The organism is Mesorhizobium sp. WSM4809 (assembly GCF_055811655.1).
In genome coordinates, this window is sequence record NZ_JBVVQW010000004.1 from 574,300 (window position 1) to 589,270 (window position 14,971).

Here is a 14,971-nt window from a genome sequence, read left to right on the forward strand (position 1 = left end):
ATCGGCCCTTTAGGGCGCAAAAATCCATGGTCGACCGTTAGGATGGGATTTCCTGCGCTGACAGGCGCGGGATGCAGTAGCATCGGTACTGCAACCGCGGCAACACCAAAGCGGCCAAGCGCTTGCTGACGCGGCTGCTGAAGAAGAAAGGCGTCGCGCCGAAGCGCATGATCACCGACAAGCTGCGCTCCTATGGAGCAGCCAGGCGACAGGTGATGCCAGACATCGAGCATTGGTCGCATAAGGGATTGAACAACCGTGCCGAGAATCGCATGTCCCGCTGCGAAAACGGGAGCTGCGGATTATGCAAGGCTTCCAGTCACCAGGAGCACTGCAACGCTTCGTTTCGATCTTCTCGGCTCTGCGCAATCTCTTCGTCCCGCCCCGCTCAAAACGCTCCGCTCTCGCTACACATATTCACCGCCTGCAGGCCATGGCGGAATGGAAAGCCGTGGCCATGGTCAGCTGACATCAGCGGCTGCAGGTCTCAACGCGTGTATATACAGACAACGTGATATCCCCCTCGCAATGTTTCTATTGCCGGGACGAAGATCCCAGCTTCAGCCTCAAAGAACTTTCTGACCACCTAGCAACGGTATTCGAGCTGTATTACGACCGCACCTCCGATCAGCCGACGTCGATTCAGTATGCAATGCAGAATGACAAGGAGTCGGACTACGAATGGGACGCGAGGGGGAACCAGTTGATGACGCCATAGCAGACGCTGCCTCGATGCCGCTGGATATGGCAATCGACATAAGATCTATCCTTGAAGATCGATTTTCTAACCTGGGACTCTGCCATGTCCGGCCAGGAGACCGAGTTTGCCAGCGAAAGCCACTATGAAAGAAAGGACGTAAAGAGGTCGCTGGCATGCGGAATGGGCTTCTTTCGAGCGCTCCTTGAACACGGAAGCACGGTTTTTTGACCGGTCCGCGGCACGTCATCCTTCGGAGCTATTCGGCGATCTCGACAAGGTTACGGCGAGAGGAAAAATGCCGGTTCTCGTCGACGCCGGCCCAGGTGCTCCGATATCCAGCCTCTACCGGGCTAGGTCCTTTCCCCACTATCGGGAGATAGAGGCAGCACTAGCCCGACCTGACCTCCATCTCGGCCCTCCGCCCATTGCGGCCGCGCGCGGGCCGAATGAACGCACGAGGTATCTCTGTCTTCTTTGGAGCGAATGACGCACTGGTCGCTTTAGCCGAGGTCCGACCTCCAGTTGGATGTACCGTAGTCGTTGCTCGCTTCGAGATCACGCGGCGGGTCAAGCTTCTGGATTGACCGCGCTGCGCGAAGCTATGACGTGCGGAAGTATTTTCGATCCTCAGCATCTCGATCGCCTTCAACAAGCGGCATTTCCTGCGCCAGCTGAGCGACCGCATCACCGTGCCTGTGATGCCTGATGATGAGGAACTGGGCTATCTCGTCACGGCGGGAAGGGCTGCCGTTTCCCTTTTTGAGACCCGCTGAAAAGCCCTTCGCCTAAACCGGATTATTGTGGTCTTCTGTCGGCCGCAATCACAAGACCGACGCTACCATACGGCCGGTTCACGGCTCGCCGGCCAAAAATGGAGGTCCGGCTTCGCAATCGAGGCGGCTAGATAAGCCTCGGGTCGCTGAGCGCGATGCCGCAGCCGTCGAGAAAGCTGAACGCCAGGATCATCCATGGATTGGTAGCGCCCAAGGCCATCAGGATCGTCAGCATGGCGGAGGCGGCCGCTGCGACCGACGATCAGGACCATGCGGCGGCTATAATTGTCGGCAATGGCGCCAACGAACACGGCCAGAAAGAACGCCGGCAAGGTCGACGAGGCCTGGACCAGCGCAACCAGGACGTCCGAGCTGGAGAGACCGTGGCCATGAGCCAGCCAAGCGCCACCGTTTGCATCAGCCAGGCCCAGGCTCGAAAGCTGCAAAGCCAGAAAGATCGAACGAAATGTCGGGTTCTTCAGGGGCGCCAGCAACCCTGTGGATGCGTTTTCATCGGTCGAAGGCATGACGATCAGTCTCTTCTCGACAAGGAGATCAAGCTCCGGTCGCCGGGCATCCGATTCCAAGTAGTGTTCTGGGCAGTTCAGGTTCGCTTTTAACGTCGCTTGGTGCCGCTCGAAAATGGACCAGAGGAGAAAATCGTGTGAACGGACGACCGGAATCCAAAAGACGCAAAGCTCAGTTGGTACGGGCTTCGCTCTGGGGACAGCAGACTGCAAAGCCTCCGGGGCCGCGAACAGCACGTGACGGTCATTGCCATTGTCCTCTTTCAGCCGGCTGACCCTCCTCACCGCGGGCCGTTGATGATCATCCCTCTGGAGAATGGCTGTGTGAGCCTGACGGTCTGAGCCGCCTTAGCGCTGATCGCCGCGTCCCAAACGGCTTAACTGGGCTGCGGAATGTGTAGCCAAAGGTGAGCTGTCGGGGCGACTAGCTCCATTGTTCCTTTCTGAGCGGTTCGACTGGCATCCTACCCCGCAATGCACATCGCAAATACGGGGGAGCCCGCAACGGTTCGCGCCTCCCACGGCAGCTCGGTGAGAGCGGGGCAAGCCTGCAAACAGTCAGCGGCGAACCGCCAGCCCGCCTTGTCCAGTATAACAGCGGGCCATCGAGAACATCATCGAACGTCCGTTAGCCAACCCCACGACAGACATTGGCGGAATGTATATTGTTGATTGCAAACTGATGACCGTATCGGAAATTGCCACGGCAGATCCATGACATAGATTACGCGGTTTTCTTCGGTCAACGTTATTATTTTTTTGAATTGCAGGAGATAAATCGCGCTACATGCAAGTCATTTCGATCCTGATCTAAGATATAACCGATCCGCACCGCAGCAGTAGACCCACTTTAAGTCTCGGTCATAGAGACGATGTTAGTCTCCCGCCCAGCAATGAAACGGGTTGAGCCGCCGGCGCCCCATGAGGCCAATCATTATGCACCGATTGGGATGCGGACCTTGACGACAGTGCCCGCTCCGGGTTTGCTATCGATGAAAAGCCTCCCATTGAGTGTGGCGACCATCTGGGAACAGCCGGTGAGGCCGAGGCCGACGTTATGTCGGCATACTCGGTGTTGAACAGGCCTTGCGGGTTGAGCTCGTAGGATTGGCGGCGTAGGCCGCGCCCGATCACTTGTTCGCACAGCAGCTGCGTGCCGAAGGCGCGCACCCCGAGGATGTGGGTCACCGTGTTGGCGTCCCAACCTTCGGTCAGCATCGAGACGGAGACGACGCAGCGGATTTTCTCGCCAAGTCGACCCTTCTGGCCAACCGTGTTCATCACCTCGCGCAGGAGTTCCGAGTCCGAGATGCTTCCAGCTGCTGCTCCCTCTCGCTCCTGCCTCTCGCGCCGGAACAGGTCAATTTCGGCTTCGGCCATCTGGCGGAAATCGGGTCCAGAGCCTCGCCGGATTCAAGCTGCTCGGAATCGATCAGCAATGTGTTCATACGGGGCAGGGGCTCGCCCGTGCGTTCGTCGAAGTTTCGGAACAGGTCGAGGTGGCCCGTGTGGATGGTTTGCATCCCGCCTTGGCGCTCGCGCTGCCATCCGGCGATCCACTCATAGACTAGCTTCGAACTCGCAGTGTTGTTGCAGACCACAATGAACACGGGCGGCACGTCGATTGGGACGCGTTCCCAGTCCTCGTACGTCTCCTTGTAGTGGCTATAAAGCGAATGAAGGGCCGTCTGAAGCTCACTTGGCAAACTAAGAGGATCCAAGTCCCCTGACTTGCCAGCGCCCTTCTTCGGCATCTTCTTGCCGATGTGATCCCAGAGGTTTCTGTAGATCGGGGTGGGCGCGTTGACCGCGTTGTCCGCGACGGGCACCCGGGGCAGCTTGACGATACCGCATTCGATCGCATCGACCAGGGAGAAGTCGGACACGACCCACGGGAACAGCGTTCCCTCATCATAGCCCGAGCCGCGCAGGAAGAAGGGCGTCGCTGACAGGTCGTAGACACCGCGAAGACCGAGCTTGCGCTTCAGGGCTTCGATGCCGGAGATCCAGAGGCGAGCGGCCTCGTTATTCTTCTTTGCCTCCTCCTTGTCCTCGCCCTTGGCTTCCGCCTCTTCATCCGTGCCAGGCCGTTCCCGGTAGCAATGGTGCGCCTCATCATTGATGACGACGATGTTCTTGAGGGGAAGGAGTTCGCCGCAGGCGCGCTGCAGCATCTCACCCTCGGTTTCTTGTTTCTCGATTGCGGCTCCCGTGCGTCCCTGCATGAGGCGTTCGCCGACAGGGTTGAGGTCATGCGCCTTGCGGCGCTGGAAGGCGTGATAGTTGGTGATAACGATCTTTGCCTTGCCGAGATCAAATATCATGTCCGGCGGCACCAACTCGCGCGTGACATAATAGTTGTCGGGATCCGACGGCAGGAGGACGCGAAGCCGGTCGCGGATCGTGATCCCGGGGGCAACAAGGAGAAACCGCGGGAGAACAGGCTCGAATTAGGCTGGCGGGCGGCATTGATCGCTTGCCAGGCGATCAACATCGCCATGACTGTCGTCTTGCCCGCGCCCGTCGCCAGCTTGAGCGCTAGCCGGAACAGTTCGGGATTCGAATCCCTGTTTGCCGCCTCGAGAGACCTGAAGATGTGGGCATACTGTTTTCGATTTCGAGCGACCTCGGTCAGCCAAATGACCGTCTCGGTTGCCTCAACCTGACAGAAGAACGGCTGCTGATTGGAAAACTTGTGATGCCGCCAATGCTGGAGCAGTCGCTGGGTTGCGGGCGTCACACCCCAATCGGAAGGATTCGGGATAGCGCGCCAGGATTCCAGATGCCGCCGCAACTCGTTGACCAGCGCATTCGGGGAATCCTTGCCTGCTTCGTGCCCAGCCTCATCCAGATCGAGCGCCCGCTGTGCGGCCGTCGCCTTCGAACGTTTCCCGCGCGGCACGGGAACAAGGTACTTCGACGTCCTCCTTCCGTCGATTGGCGGCAGGCTACCTCAAAAAGTCTGGACAATGCGTCCGCTTGGCTGGACGCAGAATGTTTTGGTTCAACCGACATTTCTGAATCTTCTCGAACACAAACAGCTTACCTTCGCGCACGCCGTCTTCCAGCGATCTCGCGTTCGCCAGACGCGCGGCGATCGCGCTGGCCAGCATGCATCCCGTTCCGCGCATCGATGTGGAAAGGCGCGGTGCATCGAAGCGGATTGGTTCATGACCGGAGCGTAACAGAATATCGGTCGATCTGGGTCCCGACGCATGACCACCCTTGATCAGAAGGGCCTGGAGCCCGGCCGTCACCAATCTTCGTCCTTGTTGAAGCGCAGCGCCCTCATCCTTCGCCAATTCCGAGCCGGCAAGAAGCGCCAGCTCTATGAAATTGGGGGTGAGGACCCGGCAAAGCGGCATCAGGTCACGTTTCATGGCGGCGATAGCGTCTGCCTCAAGTAGCGCCCGACCTGAGGTGGAGGCCAGCACGGGGTCGAGCACCGTCGGCACCTGCGGATTGTCGCGCAGCACACTGGCGACGGCAAAGACGATCTCCGCCGTGGCAAGCATGCCGATCTTGACGGCCGCCACTTTGTTGGCCTGCAGCGCCGCTCGCATCTGGTCGGCTACCAGACCGGGTTGCATAGGGTGGATTTCCTGGACGGCTTCGTGGGTCTGCACCGTTAGTGCGGTGACAGCAAGGCAGCTGCGCACGCCAAAGGAAGAGATCGCCTCAAGGTCGCGCACGATTCCGGCGCCCCCGCTGGAGTCGGATCCGCCGACGACAAGCACATGCGGTTCTCGCCTCAGCGCCATCGATCTGTCTTTTCGATCCATTCTCGCGTGCGCGCTTGGGGATCGGCATTCAATGTGATGTCGGTGACCACCGCCGCGCTGTCCGCACCGGCCGCAAAGACACCGTCGAGCCGGTCAGGGTTGAGGCCACCAATGGCGACCAAAGGAACCGGTGCGACCCGGCGCTTCCACTCGTTGATCCGTCCGAGCCCTTGCGGTGCCCATTTCATCTTCTTCAGGATGGTTGGATAGATCGGACCAAGCGCTATATAGTCGGGTCCCGCGGCCATAGCCGTTTCCAGTTCGATATCGTCATGTGTGCTGAGCCCGAGCCTTACACCGGCTGCCTTTATTGCCGAGAGGTCGGCGGTCTGCAAATCCTCTTGGCCGAGATGAACGAAGTCGCAGCCTTCCTCGATCGCCAGCCGCCAATGGTCGTTGACGATGAGCTTGCATTGGTGCTCGGCGCACAAGGCCTTGGCCTTCCGGATTTCGGCGCGCAACCCGGCTTCGTCCATGATCTTGATACGAAGCTGCACCAGCTCGACGCCGAGCGGCACCAGCCGTTCGATCCAGGCAGCGCTGTCGACGATCAGATAAAAGGGGTCGAGCTTCATGAAAAAACTGCCCTGCCGATCATCGGTGTCGATGGCACGGCGACGTCGCGCGGTTCGAGCATTCCCGAACTGAACGCCTCACGACCGGCGTCGACCGCCTTACCGAAAGCACGCGCCATGCCGACCGGATCTGCCGCCTTGGCGACCGCTGTGTTCAGGAGCACGGCGTCAAAGCCGAGTTCCATGACGGTGGCCGCGTGCGACGGCCGTCCAAGCCCCGCATCCACAATCAGCGGGACGCCAGGGAAATATCCGCGCATCGAGCGCAGCGCCGTCATGTTGACCGGTCCCAAGGCGGAACCGATCGGTGCGCACCACGGCATCAGGACCTTGCAGCCCGCTTCCAGCAGCCGCTCGGCGACAACAAGATCGTCGGTGGTGTAGGGGAACACGCTGAAGCCGTCTTCGCACAGGATGCGGGCGGCTTCAACCAGACCGAACACATCCGGCTGTAGCGTGTCGTGATTGCCGATCACTTCGAGCTTGATCCAGTTGGTGCCGAAGACCTCGCGCGCCATTTTCGCGGTGGTGACGGCTTCCTTGACGGAAAGGCAGCCGGCGGTATTGGGCAGGATTCTGGTGCCCAGCGAGCGGATCAACGACCAGAATTGTTCGCCGGCCCTACCGCCCGCCATCTCACGCCGCAACGAGACGGTCACCACCGACGTGCCCGACGCCTTGACTGCATCGGCAAGGATGGCCGGCGAAGGATACTGAGCCGTGCCGAGAAGCAGGCGCGACGAAAGCTCGGTTCCATAAAGCTCCAACATGCTAGCCGCCCTGCATGGGCGAGAGGATTTCGATCCGGTCGCCGTCGATCAACTGGAACTCCGCGCGGTTGGCTTTGTGCACGAGGTCGCTGTTGACCGCGGTGGCGAGCCAATCGCCCTCATAGTCGAGCGCGGCAAGCAACTCGGCCAGCGTGGTGGCGGCAATCTCACGCACCTCGCCGTTGACCATCAGTTTCATGAGCATGCTCCTTGGTTCTGTCTTGACTGAAAACCAGGTCGGCAGCCTGGCGCGCCATGGCGGGGGCGAGGAGAAAGCCGTGACGATAAAGACCGTTGATCGCGATGATCTCACGGTCTGTTTCGACGCGTGGCAAATTGTCGGGAAATGCCGGACGGACACCCACACCGGTTTCAACGATCTCGGCCTCACCAAAGGCCGGATGGAGGGCATGGGCGGCGCCCAGCAGCTCCATCATGGAACGCGCCGTCAACGGTCCGGCGCTCTGGCTTTCAATCATCGTCGCTCCGATCATGAAACGGTGATCGGTGCGCGGCACGGCATAAAGCGGAAAGCGTGGATGAAGCAAACGGACCGGCCGCGACAGCGAGACATCAGGCGTGCGAAGGATCAGCATTTCGCCGCGAACACCGCGCAGTCTGTCATCGGCCGCTGCCATTCCCATGCAGTCTATCTGACGGGCGAAACCCGAAACAGGCCGGGCGTCGCAGCCGAAGTGGAATTTGACACCCATGGTCGCAAGCTTGTCATGAAGTGCCGCCATCGCCCGGCGTGGGTCGAGGTGAGCCTCGTCGGGGAAGAGCAATCCACGCCGGAAGCGGCCGGCGAGGTCGGGTTCCAGGAGCGCAATTTCGTTTTCATCGACGCGCCGATGCCCTGACGTGCGACTGGCGAACCGGTCAAGCTCACCGGCATCACGCGGCGCGGCCACGACCAATGTCCCGGCCCGTGTCACCTGACCCGACAGCACCGCATCCCACCAGTCGGCAGCGTCGCGTCCGAGATCCAGCACCGGCTGCTCCGCGCTTTCGCGCTCGCACCATGGCGCCAGCATGCCGCCGGCGAACCACGACGCGTTGCCGCCAAGGCCATGCCGCATCTCGGCGACTGTGACCTTCGCGCCGCGGGCGGCGAGTTCGAAAGCGACGGTGAGGCCGGCAACGCCGGCCCCTTTGACGAGCACCCTCATGATGGTTTGGGAGCCTCTGGCACGACCGGTACGCCAGTCTCGTCCGCCGGCATGTAGAGATCGCCGCCCTCCCGGTATTTTGCAGCCATTGCCGCCATGCCTTCCTTCTGGGCCTCGGCACGGATGTCGTGAGAAATGCGCATGGAGCAGAATTTCGGCCCGCACATCGAACAGAAATGTGCCAGCTTGTGCGCCTCCTTGGGCAAGGTCTGGTCGTGGAAGGACCGTGCGGTTTCGGGGTCGAGCGACAGGTTGAACTGGTCCTCCCAGCGGAACTCGAAGCGCGCGCGCGAAAGGGCATCATCCCTGGTTTTCGCTGCCGGATGGCCCTTCGCCAGATCGGCTGCATGGGCGGCTATCTTGTAGGTGATCACGCCAATCTTGACGTCGTTGCGGTCGGGAAGGCCGAGATGCTCTTTCGGCGTGACGTAGCAAAGCATTGCGGTGCCGAACCAGCCTATCATGGCGGCACCTATCCCTGAGGTGATGTGGTCATAGCCGGGCGCGATGTCGGTCGTCAGCGGCCCCAACGTGTAGAACGGCGCCTCACCGCACACTGCGAGCTGCTTGTCCATGTTCTGCTTGATCTTGTGCATGGGGACATGGCCCGGGCCTTCGATCATCACCTGGCAGTCCTTTGCCCAAGCAATCTTGGTGAGTTCTCCAAGTGTTTCCAGTTCGGCGAATTGCGCCGCGTCGTTCGCATCGGCTATTGAACCGGGACGAAGGCCGTCGCCGAGCGAGAAGGAGACGTCATAGGCTCTGGCGATGTCGCAGATTTCCTCGAAATGCTCGTAGAGGAAGCTCTCCCGGTGATGGTGCAGGCACCATTTGGCCATGATCGAGCCGCCGCGCGAGACGATGCCCGTGACCCGGTCGACGGTCAGCGGTATGTAGTGCAGCCGCACGCCGGCGTGGATGGTGAAATAGTCGACGCCTTGCTCGGCCTGCTCGATCAGCGTGTCGCGGTAGACCTCCCAGTTCAGATCCTCGGCGATGCCGTTGACCTTTTCCAGCGCCTGATAGAGCGGCACCGTACCGATCGGCACCGGCGCATTGCGCACGATCCAGTCGCGGATGTTGTGGATGTTGCGGCCGGTCGACAGGTCCATCACCGTGTCCGCGCCCCAGCGGATCGCCCAGACCATTTTTTCGACCTCTTCGGCCATCGACGATGTGACCGCCGAATTGCCGATATTGGCATTGATTTTGACCAGGAAATTGCGGCCTATGATCATCGGCTCGCTCTCGGGATGGTTGATGTTGACGGGAATGATCGCGCGCCCGCGCGCCACCTCGTCACGCACGAATTCCGGCGTCACGAAATCTGGAATCGCCGCGCCGAAGGCTTCGCCGTCGCGCTCGAGCTTGCCGCGAAGCATCTCCCGCCCGAGGTTCTCGCGGATGGCGACGAACTCCATTTCGGGTGTGATGATGCCGGCGCGCGCATAGGCAAGCTGGGTAACCGCCTTGCCGGCCTTGGCCTTTAGCGGCCGGTTGCGAACGGGAAATTCTGGCGTCAGACGCTCGCCCGTGACGAATCCATTATCTTCGGGCCGGACGTGGCGGCCGTCATAAGCCTCGACATCGCCGCGTGCCACAATCCATTCGTGGCGAATCCGGGCGAGGCCGTTCTCAATGCTGGTTTCGACTGTTGGGTCGGTATAGGGGCCGGACGGATCGTAGACGATGACAGGCGGCTCGCCGGCCGTTGGATGGACGGAGATTTCGCGCATCGGTACCTTGATGTGCGGGTGGAGGACGCCGGACTTGTGGATTTTCCGCGAGGCGGGCAGCGGTCCCGTCGAGACGGCGGGCGTGAGGGCATTCATCTTGAGGCTCCTTTGCTCATGCATTGGAGACCCAGTTCTGTGCCGGAAGGATGAAAAGTCGCTCTGGTCGACCTGCCGAAACAGGACCTCGGGCGTAAACTCCCGCAAAGCGCTTGCACCGTCCCTACGCCAGTATGAACTGGATCAGGTTCAACGGGTCACTGCGCCGTGAAAGCCAGCAGTATCTCAGCCCCTTGCCGGGACTCCCCTGGTGAATGCCCTAGGTTGAACGGGCCTGCGCTATCTTGTCAAGCGGGTTCGGGCGCCTTGGGCCGGCGGTGACGGCCGGCGGTTAATCAAACCGCGCGGGAGTTCGCGCATGCGTCGGGACCAAATCACGCCCCGGAGACCAGGGCCGTGATGGCCAAAGCCTCATTCGCCTCGTCAAGGATCGAGAACGGTAACACCCATTTACATCAAGATCGACGGAGTAGCTCAGGCGATCGCCTATGTGGTTGTCCTGGTCGAACCGGACGATCCGCGGCTTCAGCGAGGTGATGTGCGCTTCGTCCAGGTAGACGGAGTTGCAGACAACGATCTGGTCGTCGTGCTGGCAGGTGCGGGCAGCCGCACCATTGAGGATGCAGCATCGTGAGCGCGCTCGCCGAGAATGACATAGGTCGAAATCCGCGCTCCGGAATTCTTGTTCCATATCTCCACGAATTCCATGGGCAGGATTCCGGCTGCCTCGCAGTGGACGGGGTCGAGCGCAATCGAGCGATGATAGTTGAGGTTCGCTTCGGTGACGTGGATGCCGTGCAGCTTGCCAGCGACTAGCTTTCGCATTGGTCTGTTGTCCTATCCATCATGAATGACCAGTCATGTCGCCGGCACGGGCGGCGAGGCCAGACAACGTGTCTTCGTCCGTTGCCCAGAATCGCGAGCGAATTCCGGTGCGCTGCTCGATCCAGCCAGGTTCGAGCCCGAGACCGGTTTCGATTTCCGGGTTATCGACCTTTCGCCCGGGCGCATGGTGGCCAAGCCCGAGAATGCGCGACGATCTGCCCGTGGCGTCGAACCGAAGCGTTCGCCGGCCATCCTCGATGGCGTCATAGAGACCGTCCAACTCGTCGCCGGTGATGCAATAGGGCGGGAGGGGGTAGAGGACATTGCCGAGCGGGCGAATAAGCAGGCCGCGCTCATGGAAGAACGCGCGCAGTTTCGGTCCGATCTCGGCCAGATAGCCGGCGGAGCCGGCGCGCAGATCGAGTGCCGCGATCGTGCCGGTCGCGGCTGCCGGTGAAGAAAGGTGTCGCGAAAGCGTCGAAGCCCCGGCGGCCTGCATCGCGCTCAAGGCCGCGATCCGCTCGGCGACAGGCTCGTTCCGCCAGATCTCGACATTGGCGAGTGCGGCCCGCACAGGCAATCTTATTGGCGGTGTACGAACTCGAATGAAAGAAGGTCTTCTTCCGGTCGATCGAATAATGAGCCTTGGAGGATCGTATCGGTGGCCAGCGTGGCGGCCAGCGGGATAGCGCCGCCGGTCAGGCTTCGAGGTGCAAAAGGATATCAGGAGAAATGGAGGCCTGCTCGCAGGCGAACATGGTTGCGGTGCGTCCCCAGTCGGTCATCACCTCATCGGCGGTCAGCAGCGTGCCTGAGGTCTCGGCGATCGGCTGAAAGACGGACATGCGATTTCGGCATCATGATGCGCGCCAGCGCGATCACGCGCACGAATTCGATCGGCTCGATCGGCTTGGCGTCGGCAAGCGGGGTGCCGTCGATCGGGATAAGCATGTCGATCGGAACGCTTTCGGGATGTTCCGGCAGATCGGGGGAAGAAACGCGCTCTCACGATTATGGACAGGCGACGGCGATTCGGCAGCGGGCTTCGTCGCTAGCGAGGACGAGGGGCGTCCGGTCTACGACGAAATGTCGTAGGTCGGACATGGAAGGCAGCTTACCATTTGAGTCGTTGAAAGCTTTATTGCTTTGGCACGATTAGTGCAACGGACGAGCCGCAAACGTTGCCCAGAACCGATACGATGAGGGGAGCGTCATCGCAGGCGCTGGCGTCGCCGGCCAGCCCGAAGTCGATCCAGTCGGGGGAGACAGTAGATAGAATGGGAGAGGCACCAGTATGAACTGCGAATGTGATATGGTTGCTTGGGTAAGTGCCATCGCCTTGCTCTGGACGGCCACCGCTGCATCGGCGAACGAAGGCATGTGGATGCCGGCCCAGAGTGCGGAAGTCGGCGCGGCCATGCGCGCGGATGGGCTCCAGATCGATCCCGCGCAGCTGAGCCGTCTGGGCGCTGCCCCGCTTAGCGCGATCGTTTCACTGGGCGGATGCTCCGCCTCATTCGTCAGTCCGCAAGGGCTGGTCGCCACCAACCATCACTGCGTGCTGGAGTCCATCCAGTACAACAGCAGGGAGGGTCAAGACTATCTCACCAATGGGTTTCTGGCGAAGAGCCTGGGTGAAGAATTGCCTGCGGCGCCCGGCAGCCGCATCTATGTGACCGAGGATATGCGGGATGTGACCGCTGACATGCTCAAGGGCGTCTCGGACAAGCTGAACGGCCTTGCCCGCTATGAGCGGCTCGAAGCGAACCGCAAGGCGCTGATCGCTGCATGTGAAGAACAGGCCAGTCGCCGCTGCGACGTGAGGCCTTACTATGGCGGCGCTTTCTACTATCTCCAGCAGAACCTTGAAATTCAGGACGTGCGCCTCGTCTATGCGCCCGGGCTCGGCACCGGTAACTTCGGCGGCGAAACGGACAATTGGATGTGGCCGCGCCACACAGGCGATTTCGGCTTCTATCGCGCCTATGTCGCTCCTGATGGTTCCTCCCGGCCTTATGCGCGTGACAATGTGCCTTACCGGCCAAAGAGTTGGCTGCCCATAGCCCGTCAAGGCGTCCAAGAAGGCGATTTCGTGATGGTCGCCGGCTTTCCCGGCGCAACCCAGCGGTTCCTCACCGCCGATGAAGTCCAGTTCAACTTCGCCGAATACGAACCACTGTCCCAGCGTTTGCTCTCGGATTATGCCGCTCAGATCAAGCAAGCCACGGCAGGCAATCGCGAAGCGCAGATCCGCTACGCCTCCATCCTACAAGGCGTTGAAAACTACAAGAAGAAGCTGGCGGGCGATCTAGTCGGCGCCGACGCGATCGGCCTCGACGCGCGCAAGGCTACCGAGGAGGAAGTTTTTCGCGCTTGGGTCGCTGAGTATCCCGTGCGGCAGACGCGCTTTGACGCAGCAATCCGCGAACTGGACGCGATGGTGGGCGAGAATAGCCGGGCTTCGCTGGCGAGGCTGCGCCAGGCGTTGCTCAATCGCGCGCAACTACTGTCATCGGCACGCACTCTCTATCGCTGGACAAAGGAGCACGAGAAGCCCGATGAAGACCGTGAAAGCGGCTTTCAGGATCGTAACCATAAAGAAATCTCGGATCAGCTGACGCAGATCGAACGCCGCTATTTGCCAGACATCGATCGAAAGCTTTTCGAGGCCGCACTCGACGAATATCGCCGGCTGGATGCAAAGGACCGCGATACTGCTTTCGAAAGTGCTTTGGGCCAAACTGGCCTTGACCGACTTTATGCAGGCACCAAACTCGCAGACACGGCGACGCGGCTCGGCTGGCTTGATAAGCCCGCTGCTGCCTTCGAGGCATCCGAGGACCCTTTCATCAAGCTGGCGGTCGCTCTCTATCCCGGCGACATCGCTGCGGAGCAGGCTGCGAAGGACCGTGCTGGACGCAGCCAGGCGGCTCGCGCCATCTATATGCACGGTCAGCGTGCCTACCGGCAGGCAATCGGCCGGCCGATGTATCCCGACGCGAATGGCTCACTGCGCATCACCTGGGGCAAGGTGGCGGGGCGAACACGCGACGGGCAGACCTGGACGCCCTTCACCACGGCCGAGGGACTTCTGGCCAAAGAAACGGGCAAGGGTGAGTTCGACGCTCCAGATGCGGCTATCGCAGCGATCCGAGCCAAGGATTATGGCCCCTATGTCGCGCCGGCGCTGGGCACGCTGCCGGTCAACTTCCTGTCCACCGCCGACATCACCAACGGCAATAGCGGCTCGGCGACGCTGAATGGGCGCGGCGAGTTCGTCGGCCTCGCCTTCGATGGCACGCTTGATGGAGTGATCTCCGATTGGGCATATGCCGCAGACCGCAGTCGCAGCATCCATGTCGACAGCCGTTTCATGCTCTGGACCATGGACAAGATTGACGGCGCTGGCCGGTTGCTCAAGGAAATGGGAGTGCTGCCGGCGTCGCGCTCCCGAGCGGGGTAGTCTGGCGGGCGGCAAATGCGTCGGCCTCGCCAGCAGAACGGCACTTCGGAGACATTGACGTGAGCTTGCCACAGCGATCGTTGATCGTGCTCGAATCGGCGGCGCTCCAATATGCGCAACATTCGAAGGTTCGCCAGCGCTTGAGCCGTTGCTCAATTCCGTTTCCCCTTGGCATCACTTCAAATGACTTAGCTTGGTGCAGTCGCACCGATGCGCCTGAACATCGCACTTTCATGTTTTGGTTGCGTGTTTCGCAAACTCTGGACAGGGATTCCGCTAAATTGCGGACGGCTGTTTCGCTAAGTCCACGCACAGCTTGCCAGCGTCTGTCCGCGGGAGAGCTGGCTTCGATTTGTCTGAACAGTTTGGCGAGGACCGCGAAATGAAGGCAGCATCGCGAATGGAAGCGCTACGGGCGACGAACCAATAAAGCGGTCCACCCGTTCGACCAGCGAAATGACGTTCGTTAATCGCACTAGTCAAGGTCCGAGCTGAAGCCCTCCATCGAGGAGCGTTATTTGCTTGAGCATGGCCTCAAGAGACGTGTCGAGGTTATCGTGCAGGCCTTTGGCATGATCCCGCCGATGGTCTCAG

9 protein-coding genes, 7 pseudogenes and 1 riboswitch are annotated in these 14,971 nt (G+C 60.7%); of the genes and pseudogenes, 4 read left to right on the forward strand and 12 right to left on the reverse strand.

Annotated features, from left to right (window positions below):
* Positions 1 to 95: 95 nt before the first annotated feature.
* Together AC0L24_RS13840 and AC0L24_RS13845 are read left to right on the forward strand one after the other, a co-directional pair.
* Positions 96 to 469: pseudogene (locus AC0L24_RS13840) on the forward strand (DDE-type integrase/transposase/recombinase); the annotation flags it as partial.
* A 656-nt stretch (positions 470 to 1,125) separates the two neighbouring features.
* Positions 1,126 to 1,284, forward strand: a complete 159-nt coding sequence (locus tag AC0L24_RS13845; RefSeq protein ID WP_473563838.1) for an RES domain-containing protein — start codon at positions 1,126 to 1,128, stop codon at positions 1,282 to 1,284.
* A gap of 251 nt (positions 1,285 to 1,535) precedes the next feature.
* On the opposite strand, the gene AC0L24_RS13850 is transcribed toward AC0L24_RS13845, so the two are convergent.
* The 12 genes and pseudogenes from AC0L24_RS13850 to AC0L24_RS13905 all read right to left on the reverse strand — a co-directional run.
* The gene (locus AC0L24_RS13850) at positions 1,536 to 2,237 is read right to left on the reverse strand and encodes an MFS transporter (RefSeq protein ID WP_473563839.1); all 702 of its coding nucleotides are present in this window, start codon (positions 2,235 to 2,237) and stop codon (positions 1,536 to 1,538) included.
* Positions 2,238 to 3,056: 819 nt separating this feature from the next.
* A pseudogene (locus tag AC0L24_RS13855) lies at positions 3,057 to 4,944 on the reverse strand (BPTD_3080 family restriction endonuclease); the annotation flags it as partial.
* Between the two features lie 4 nt (positions 4,945 to 4,948).
* A complete protein-coding gene (locus tag AC0L24_RS13860; RefSeq protein WP_473563852.1) occupies positions 4,949 to 5,761 on the reverse strand; it encodes a hydroxymethylpyrimidine/phosphomethylpyrimidine kinase in 813 nt (270 codons plus the stop codon).
* Positions 5,752 to 6,357 carry a thiamine phosphate synthase gene (locus tag AC0L24_RS13865; protein ID WP_473563840.1) on the reverse strand — a complete coding sequence of 202 codons (606 nt, stop codon included), beginning with the start codon at positions 6,355 to 6,357 and terminating at the stop codon, positions 5,752 to 5,754. Before AC0L24_RS13865 ends, AC0L24_RS13860 begins: the two co-directional genes overlap by 10 nt.
* Positions 6,354 to 7,127 carry a thiazole synthase gene (locus tag AC0L24_RS13870; protein ID WP_473563841.1) on the reverse strand — a complete coding sequence of 258 codons (774 nt, stop codon included), beginning with the start codon at positions 7,125 to 7,127 and terminating at the stop codon, positions 6,354 to 6,356. The genes AC0L24_RS13865 and AC0L24_RS13870 overlap by 4 nt, the downstream gene beginning before the upstream one ends.
* Before the next feature lies 1 nt (position 7,128).
* Entirely contained in the window at positions 7,129 to 7,326 is a 198-nt protein-coding gene (gene thiS / locus AC0L24_RS13875; protein ID WP_473563842.1) for a sulfur carrier protein ThiS, read from the reverse strand.
* The gene (thiO, locus tag AC0L24_RS13880; protein ID WP_473563843.1) at positions 7,295 to 8,296 is read right to left on the reverse strand and encodes a glycine oxidase ThiO; all 1,002 of its coding nucleotides are present in this window, start codon (positions 8,294 to 8,296) and stop codon (positions 7,295 to 7,297) included. The genes thiS and thiO overlap by 32 nt, the downstream gene beginning before the upstream one ends.
* Positions 8,293 to 10,128, reverse strand: a complete 1,836-nt coding sequence (gene thiC, locus AC0L24_RS13885; protein ID WP_473563844.1) for a phosphomethylpyrimidine synthase ThiC — start codon at positions 10,126 to 10,128, stop codon at positions 8,293 to 8,295. The genes thiO and thiC overlap by 4 nt, the downstream gene beginning before the upstream one ends.
* A 103-nt stretch (positions 10,129 to 10,231) precedes the next feature.
* A riboswitch (TPP riboswitch) is annotated at positions 10,232 to 10,348 on the reverse strand.
* A gap of 115 nt (positions 10,349 to 10,463) precedes the next feature.
* Positions 10,464 to 10,914 (reverse strand): annotated as a pseudogene (gene panD, locus AC0L24_RS13890) (aspartate 1-decarboxylase).
* A 34-nt stretch (positions 10,915 to 10,948) separates the two neighbouring features.
* Positions 10,949 to 11,119: pseudogene (locus tag AC0L24_RS13895) on the reverse strand (3-oxoacyl-ACP synthase); the annotation flags it as partial.
* 17 nt (positions 11,120 to 11,136) lie between these two features.
* Positions 11,137 to 11,741 (reverse strand): annotated as a pseudogene (locus AC0L24_RS13900) (aminotransferase class III-fold pyridoxal phosphate-dependent enzyme); the annotation flags it as partial.
* Positions 11,737 to 11,913: pseudogene (locus AC0L24_RS13905) on the reverse strand (biotin synthase BioB); the annotation flags it as partial. The pseudogenes AC0L24_RS13905 and AC0L24_RS13900, both read right to left, overlap by 5 nt.
* 313 nt (positions 11,914 to 12,226) lie before the next feature.
* Between AC0L24_RS13905 and AC0L24_RS13910 the strand changes: the two are divergent.
* Both AC0L24_RS13910 and AC0L24_RS13915 read left to right on the forward strand, forming a co-directional pair.
* The gene (locus tag AC0L24_RS13910) at positions 12,227 to 14,377 is read left to right on the forward strand and encodes a S46 family peptidase (protein ID WP_473563845.1); all 2,151 of its coding nucleotides are present in this window, start codon (positions 12,227 to 12,229) and stop codon (positions 14,375 to 14,377) included.
* Positions 14,378 to 14,871: 494 nt separating this feature from the next.
* Positions 14,872 to 14,971: pseudogene (locus AC0L24_RS13915) on the forward strand (LysR family transcriptional regulator); the annotation flags it as partial.

Coding starts and splice junctions, on each gene's coding strand:
- thiO (WP_473563843.1), bottom strand. CDS start 8,296: ATGAGGGTGCTCGTCAAAGGGGCCGGCGTTGCCGGCCTCACCGTCGCT.
- AC0L24_RS13870 (WP_473563841.1), bottom strand. CDS start 7,127: ATGTTGGAGCTTTATGGAACCGAGCTTTCGTCGCGCCTGCTTCTCGGC.
- thiC (WP_473563844.1), bottom strand. CDS start 10,128: ATGAATGCCCTCACGCCCGCCGTCTCGACGGGACCGCTGCCCGCCTCG.
- AC0L24_RS13860 (WP_473563852.1), bottom strand. CDS start 5,761: ATGGCGCTGAGGCGAGAACCGCATGTGCTTGTCGTCGGCGGATCCGAC.
- thiS (WP_473563842.1), bottom strand. CDS start 7,326: ATGAAACTGATGGTCAACGGCGAGGTGCGTGAGATTGCCGCCACCACG.
- AC0L24_RS13910 (WP_473563845.1), top strand. CDS start 12,227: ATGGTTGCTTGGGTAAGTGCCATCGCCTTGCTCTGGACGGCCACCGCT.
- AC0L24_RS13865 (WP_473563840.1), bottom strand. CDS start 6,357: ATGAAGCTCGACCCCTTTTATCTGATCGTCGACAGCGCTGCCTGGATC.